Source organism: Micromonospora sp. URMC 106 (assembly GCF_051386395.1).
In the GTDB taxonomy this organism is placed as follows: Bacteria; Actinomycetota; Actinomycetes; order Mycobacteriales; family Micromonosporaceae; genus Micromonospora.
The window spans coordinates 1-6,436 of record NZ_JBPQTP010000187.1 but is presented as its reverse complement, the minus strand read 5'-3'; the positions used below and the strand labels follow the sequence as shown (position 1 = coordinate 6,436).

The 6,436-nt window shown below is 72.8% G+C and carries 4 protein-coding genes; 2 read left to right on the top strand and 2 right to left on the bottom strand.

From position 1 onward, the window contains the following. Both ACSNOB_RS31130 and ACSNOB_RS31125 read left to right on the top strand, forming a co-directional pair. On the top strand, positions 1 to 2,109 hold a 2,109-nt coding region (locus tag ACSNOB_RS31130; RefSeq protein ID WP_436690921.1), incomplete at its 5' end, for an SseB family protein. Then, entirely contained in the window at positions 2,106 to 2,471 is a 366-nt protein-coding gene (locus tag ACSNOB_RS31125) for a hypothetical protein (protein WP_436690919.1), read from the top strand. The genes ACSNOB_RS31130 and ACSNOB_RS31125, both read left to right, overlap by 4 nt. Position 2,472: 1 nt before the next feature. Here the strand turns inward: ACSNOB_RS31125 and ACSNOB_RS31120 are convergent, their stop codons facing one another. Continuing rightward, on the bottom strand, positions 2,473 to 3,405 hold the full coding sequence (locus ACSNOB_RS31120) for an alpha/beta fold hydrolase (RefSeq protein WP_393102067.1): 933 nt from the start codon (positions 3,403 to 3,405) through the stop codon (positions 2,473 to 2,475). 331 nt (positions 3,406 to 3,736) lie between these two features. Continuing rightward, the gene (locus ACSNOB_RS31115) at positions 3,737 to 6,133 is read right to left on the bottom strand and encodes an immune inhibitor A domain-containing protein (RefSeq protein ID WP_436690923.1); all 2,397 of its coding nucleotides are present in this window, start codon (positions 6,131 to 6,133) and stop codon (positions 3,737 to 3,739) included. Positions 6,134 to 6,436 lie beyond the last annotated feature (303 nt).

Here is a 6,436-nt window from a genome sequence, read left to right as displayed (position 1 = left end):
CCCCCCGCCCAGTCCGTCCCGACGAACGGCCGCCCCGCCGGCGAGCCCCCGGAGCGGCCCAACCACCGGTCCTTCTTCGAGCCGGCGTCCGGCCGTGCGTCGGCGCAGCGGCAGGAGGCGCTGCGCTCCGGCGAACGGGCCGTCCCGCCCTCCCGCCTCGCGCGCGGCGGCCAGCCGTTCCCCCGGCGCCGGCCGCTCGCCGAGCCGGTGCCGGAGGGCCCGACCCAGCCGATCCCGGTCGCCCCGGCCGACGGGGAACCGACCCGGGCCTTCGCGGTGCCGGTCGGGGAGAGCACCCAGGTGCTGCCGTCGCGCCGGCCCGACGTGGCCGTCGAGGACGTCACCCGGGACCTGCGCGTCCCGGCCCCCGACGCCATGCCGGCGTACGCCCCGCGCCGGCCGGAGCCGGACGGCGACGCCACCCAGGCCCTGCCGCGCCCCCGGCCCACACCGGAGCCCGACCCGGCGGAGGAGCCGGTGTCAGTCGCGGAGCCGGTCTCCGGGCCGCCCGCCCCCCGGCGCGGGTTCTCGCCGATCGTCATCGAGGGCACCGTCATCGAGTCGCGGGACCTGACCGGGCCTCCCGACGGCACCGACCCCGAGCCCGTGTCGCTGTTCGAGCCGGTGCGGCGCGGCGACCGGGCGGCCCCGGCCCCCGCCGGCCCGGCCGACGCGACACCCGACCCGGCCGTCGCCGCTTTCGGTCCGGCCGACACGGCACCCGCCGGCCTGTCCGACGCGACACCTGGCCCGGCCGTCGCCGCCTTCGGCCCGGCACCCGGCCCGGTCGGTCCCGCACCCGCCACTTTGGTCGATCCCGCGTCCGCCCACCCGGTCGGCACGGCACCCGCCGGTCCGGTCGACTTCGCACCCGCCGGGCAGGTCGACGGCGCGCCCGGGCCGGAGACGTCCGGCGGGCTGCAGCCGCCGACCGATGGCGGCGGAGCCCCGGCCGGACCGACGCCGGGGGAGGACGCGGCGCCGGCGTGGGGCGGGCAGGGCGACACCACGCCGGCGGAGGACGCGGCGTTGGCGTGGGGCGGGCGGGCCGACACCGCTGCGGGCGGGTCCGGCGTGCCCTCGGTGGAGGACCATCGGCCGGACCCCGACGACGAGGCGGCGTCCCGGACCGAGGTTCCGGTCGACTTCCAGCCGGCCAACGAGGTCGAGGAGAACCTGCTCGACGCCGCCGGGACCGGCAGCACCGACACGTTCCTGTCCACGCTGCTGCTGGCCCGCGTGCTGCTGCCGGTGGCGGCCGGGTCCACGCCGGGGAGCCGACCCGGTGAGCCCGGCTTCGTCTGGCGTACGGAGGAGCTGGACGGCGAGACGTTCGTCGTGGTGCACACCTCGCCGGAGCGGCTCGCGGAGCACACCGACGCGACGGTCGAGACCATCGAGGTCAAGTTCGTCCAGCTGATCCGCCGCTGGCCGGACGAGTCCTGGTCGTTCGCGGTCAACCCGGGCAGCCCCGTCGGGGCGAAGCTGCCCGGCGAGCAGATCGTCGCGCTGGCCAACTGGGCGGCGGAGGTGGGGCTCGGCGACGACGTCGGGGCCGAGAGCGAGCCGCCGCCCCCCGTCGAGGAGCCGGTCAGCCGCCCCCGCTACGCCGCGCCCGACCCGGCCCGGCCGATCGTGATGCAGAAGGCGGTCGCCCCCAGCCAGCTCGCGTACTACCTGGATCGGGGCTACGACCGGGTTTCCGGCTTCGTGCACCGGGCGAACGAGCTGGCCCACCTGAACACCCCGGCCCAGCTGTACGACGCGCTCGGCCTCGGGCACCCCGAGTCGCCGTTCGCCCGGGACGCCGAGGAGATCTACGTGCTGCGCTGGCCGGCGCACCGGCCCAGCCTCTACCGGATCCCGTACGGCGGGCAGAACGAGGCGGCCATGCGGGCCATGGAGGGCTGGGTCATCGAGCGCCCGCCGTTCCGGGGCAACGGCTTCGCCCCGGGGGAGAGCAGCGACGTGGTGGCGGAGTTCAAGGTGGACAGCGCCCGGCTGCCGCACGGCGCGCAGTTGTGGCGGATCGGCGCGGACGGCACCGAGCGGGTGGTCGCCATCCTCGACACCGACGCGCTGCTGTGGCGACAGGTCGGTGAGCGGTGATCCGGGACGGCTACGTGGCCCGCTGGCGCGGACGGGAGTACCAGGCGAGCCCGGACGGTGACGACGTCCGGCTCTACCAGCCCGAGCCGGGCGAGGGCTTCGAGGAGGTACGCCCCGGCCGGCACGTGCGGGTGGTGCCGGCCACCGAGGTCGACGACCTGGCGTACGTGCGGACCACCTGCACCTGGCAGGGGCAGCCGTTCATCGTCCTCGGCGAACACGACGGCTGGCTGCGGGTGGAGTACACCGGCGGGCGCTGGCCCGTCGCCCAGGCGATGGGGCTGGAGGTCTTCGACTTCGGCGTCTACCAGGGCTGGGCACCGGCCGCCGAGGTCGCCGACCTGCGCGAGCAGCGGGTCTGAGTCAGGACTTCGCCCAGCGCAGGATCTCGCCGAGCACCACCTCGCGGGCCTCCAGGTGCGGGAAGTGCCCCACGCCGTCCAGGAGCCGCCACTCGTAGGGGGCCACCACGTACCGGCCGGAGCCCTGGGCGGTGCGCGGCAGGGACACCTGGTCGAGCGCGCCGTGCAGCTGGAGGGTCGGCGTGATCAGCGGCTTCTGCATCAGCCGGACGAAGCGGTAGCCGTGCAGGCGGAGCACGGAGCGGAACGCCCAGCGGTAGCCCTCCAGCGCGCAGAACGCCGCCTGCGGGATCCGCATCGCCTCCCGGCACCGCCGGGCGTACGCCTCGAAGTCCGGCCCGTGGACCCAGCGTGGCCCGCCCCAGCGGCGCAGCATCTCCTCGACCGCCGCCGCGTCGTCCCGGGTGAGCACGTGCTCGTAGCGGGGCAACTGGAACTTCAGGGCGGGTGTGGAGGCGGCGAACTGCCCCCGTGGGTCGGCGAAGATGGCGGCCCGGAGCCGGAGCGGGTGCGGGGCGCCGAGCACCACCAGCCGGCGGACCAGGGACGGGTGGAACGACGCCACGGTCCAGGCGATCAGGCCACCGGCGCCGGCCCCGACCAGGGTCGCGGAGCGCTCGCCGAGGGCCCGGATCAGGCCGGCGATGTCGGCGGCGAGGGTGTAGCCGTCGTACCCCCGGGGCGGCTTGTCGCTGGCGCCGTAGCCGCGCAGGTCGACCGCCACGGCGCGGAACCCGGCGTCGGCGACCGCCGGCAGCATCTCGTGCCAGGCCCACCAGTGTTCGGGGAAACCGTGCAGGAAGAGCACCATCGGGCCCGTGCCCGCCTCGACGACGTGGAACCGGCTGCCGTTGGCGCCGACGAACCGGTGTGTCCACGGCCCTTCGGTGAGGACACAGGACTCGTCGACGGGCCCGCCACGCTGCTCGGTCATGCCGAACAGCCTAGGACCCCGGTGCCGGCCGGCTCCGCCGCCGACCCGGCCGGGTGGCCGGGATCGCTCGGCGGGCCCCGGTTCGCCCGGCGTCGGGCGGGCCGGGGGATGCCGGGCGGGGTCGGCCGCTCAGCGCACCGCGCTGATCCTCACGATGCTGGCCGGCATGCCGGAGCGCCGCCAGCGGCACCGGACCCGGCGCGCCCGTCCGTCGCCGGCGCGGGGCTCGCCCGGATCCGTACCTGTCCTGTGCACCCGGCCGGAAAGGGCGATGCCCGGGCAGGTGGCCTGCCCGGGCATCGCGTGGTGCGGGTGGTGCGGGATCAGCGGATCAGGAGATGCGGATCTTGGTGTAGACGCCGTCCTTCTCCAGGACCCGGATCTTGGTGCCGGTGGCCGGGAGCTTGACGCCGTGGTTCGGCAGCTCCGGGTACCAGTACTGCTTGGTGTCGTCGAACAGCGGCTGCGCGGCCTGGCCACGGATGTACTGCGGCTGGCTGTTGAGGTGCAGCGTGAACGAGTCGGCCTTCTTCAGGCTGAACGGCGCGTCGTAAACCTGGACGCGGGCCCGCCAGGGCTGCCCGGTCAGGTTGTAGATCGGCCGCGGGTGCGCGTCGATGATCAGGTTGCGACCCTCACCCGGGTGCGCGAACGTGTCGTTGTCCGCCCAGCGGGTGTTCCAGTAGGAGATCAGCAGACCCTCCTGGTACGCGTAGTGGTCCACGTAGTCCGGGCGGGTGTTCGCGTAGCCGAAGAAGTACGGGCCGGTCTTCAGGTACTTGTCGTACGAGATGTACTGCCGGGTGCCCGCGATGTAGTAGTTGTCGAACTCGCGGGTGTAGCTCTCCTCGGCGATCTCGAAGCCGCCGGCGAGCGTCCAGCCCGCGGCGCCGGACTCGGCACCGTCGGAGAGGACGTTCTGACCGTCGGCGGTCACGGTGACGGCGTCACCGTAGAAGCCGCCCGCGGAGACACCACCGTCGGTCTGGTAGCGCAGCCGGAACTGCGCGACCTTGCCCGCCGCCACGTCCATCGGGATGTTGATGTCGACCCACTGGCCGTTGCTGCTGCCGTCCAGGGCCGGCCGTCCGGGCGAGATCTCCGGAAGGGGCTGGCCGTTGACCGTGCCCGGCAGCGCCGTCCAGGTCTGGCCGCCGTCGAGCGACGCCTCGAAGAACAGGTAGTCGTACCCGGCCTCGATGTCGTAGCGGCCCTTCATCGACAGCGACGCCGACGACTTCCCGGTGAAGTCCAGGGTCCGGGTCATCGTGCTGTTGAGGTCGTCCTCGTTGCCCGAGAAGAACTGCTTGGTGCCCTCGAACGGCTTGCCGTTGTCGAAGGTGTACTCCCGCTTCGGGAGCACCACGACGACGCCCTGGGCCTCGTTGGTGTTGTATTCCTGCGGGCCGAGCTTCAGGGTGCGCTGCTGCCCCGCGACGACCACCTCGTAGTCGAGCCAGCCGAGCTGGAGCTTGTTCCACGCGCCCAGGTCACCGCCGCGGTCGCCGATCCCGGCGTCGTTCTTGGCGCCGAGCCGGCTCTGGGCCATCAGGGTCCAGTGCTCGTTGTTGTTGTCCCCACCACTGACGACGTTGTAGTCGTCCGGCAGACCGAGGTCGTGGCCGTACTCGTGGTAGAAGACGCTCCGGCCGCCGTTCTCCGGCTGGATGGTGTAGTCACCGATCCAGATGCCGGTGTTGCCGATCTGGGTGCCGCCGGCCGGGAAGTCGGCCGGGCCGGTCGAGCCCTGGTCGGACGCGAAGGCGTACCAGCGGTGGCTCCAGATGGCGTCCTCGCCCTGGTACGGGTCACCGTCGGCCTCGTCGCCGCCGGAGTGGACGATCTGGAAGTGGTCGATGTAGCCGTCCGACTCGTTGAAGTTGCCGTCCGAGTCGTGGTCGTACCGGTCCCACTGGTCCATCGCCTTGACGTCCGCGGCGATCTGGGCGTCGGTGCGGCCGGCGGCCTTCTGGTCGGCGACCCACTGGTTGGCGGCGTCGCGGACCAGCGCCCACGTGTTGGTGCAGACGTTGTCGGCGCACGGGTAGCCGCCGGAGCGGCCGTAGCGGGCCTCGTTGTACTTGACCTTCACCCAGTCGGTGACCGTGCCGTCGACGCTGTAGCGACCCGAGGACTGCGCCTCGTAGTACTGCTTCAGCGACTCGTCACCGGGGTTGGTGCCGAAGTAGAGCTTGCGGTAGTGCTCGGCGTTGTAGTCCGCCTGCCACACCGTCGAGTTGTCCACCGCCCGGTTGGGGGCGGGGATCTCGTTGTGCAGCGGCCCGTCGAACCGGGTCGGACCCGGAGTGGTCGGGTCGGTGTCCTGGTCCGGGTAGCTCGGGTGCCGCTCGTTGCCGAACTCGGCGAGGATGACGAAGATCCGGTCGGTCTGCTCGCGAGCGAGCTCGACGTACTGGTCCTCCATCTGGCTGGCGGCGCCGGCCCGGGTCGAGCGGGCGGTGGCCCCCTCGGCCTGGGTCTTGCCGACCTTGACGACCGTGCTGCCGTTGATCTTCTGCGCCTTGGCCCGGCCGGAGAGGACGTCGCTCAGGCCCTCCTGGCGCAGGGCGCGACGCTTGTCCTCGAGCGGGTTCGGCAGGTCGTGGTCGACATGGGCTGGCTCGGCGACCGACGGAGCGGCCGCCGGCAACTTGGGCTGCGGCGCGGCGCTGGCGGACGTGCCGACCGCCAGTCCTGTTGCCGTCAGCGAAAGCCCGAGCAGACCCACTGCGACTTTGCGCACGTGGTACCTCCGGTGTGAGGGAACCGGCCCAACGGGGGTACGGGCCGGTGGAGATCGGTCCCACCAGGGGGACCAATGGTGAACATAGACACTCCTGTGACCCCTGGGAAGATGCGTACGTCTATTTGTTGCAAAGTTTTGTTGAGAATGCTTTTCACCGTCACATCCCCGCCGTTCATCAACCGCCATGAGCAGGCCTTACGGTCGTCGATGGGGCAGAAGAGACGGTTTTCGATAGGACTGATCAGTTACGCGAAAAGTGGGGGCGGTGGCGTCACCGCCACCGGC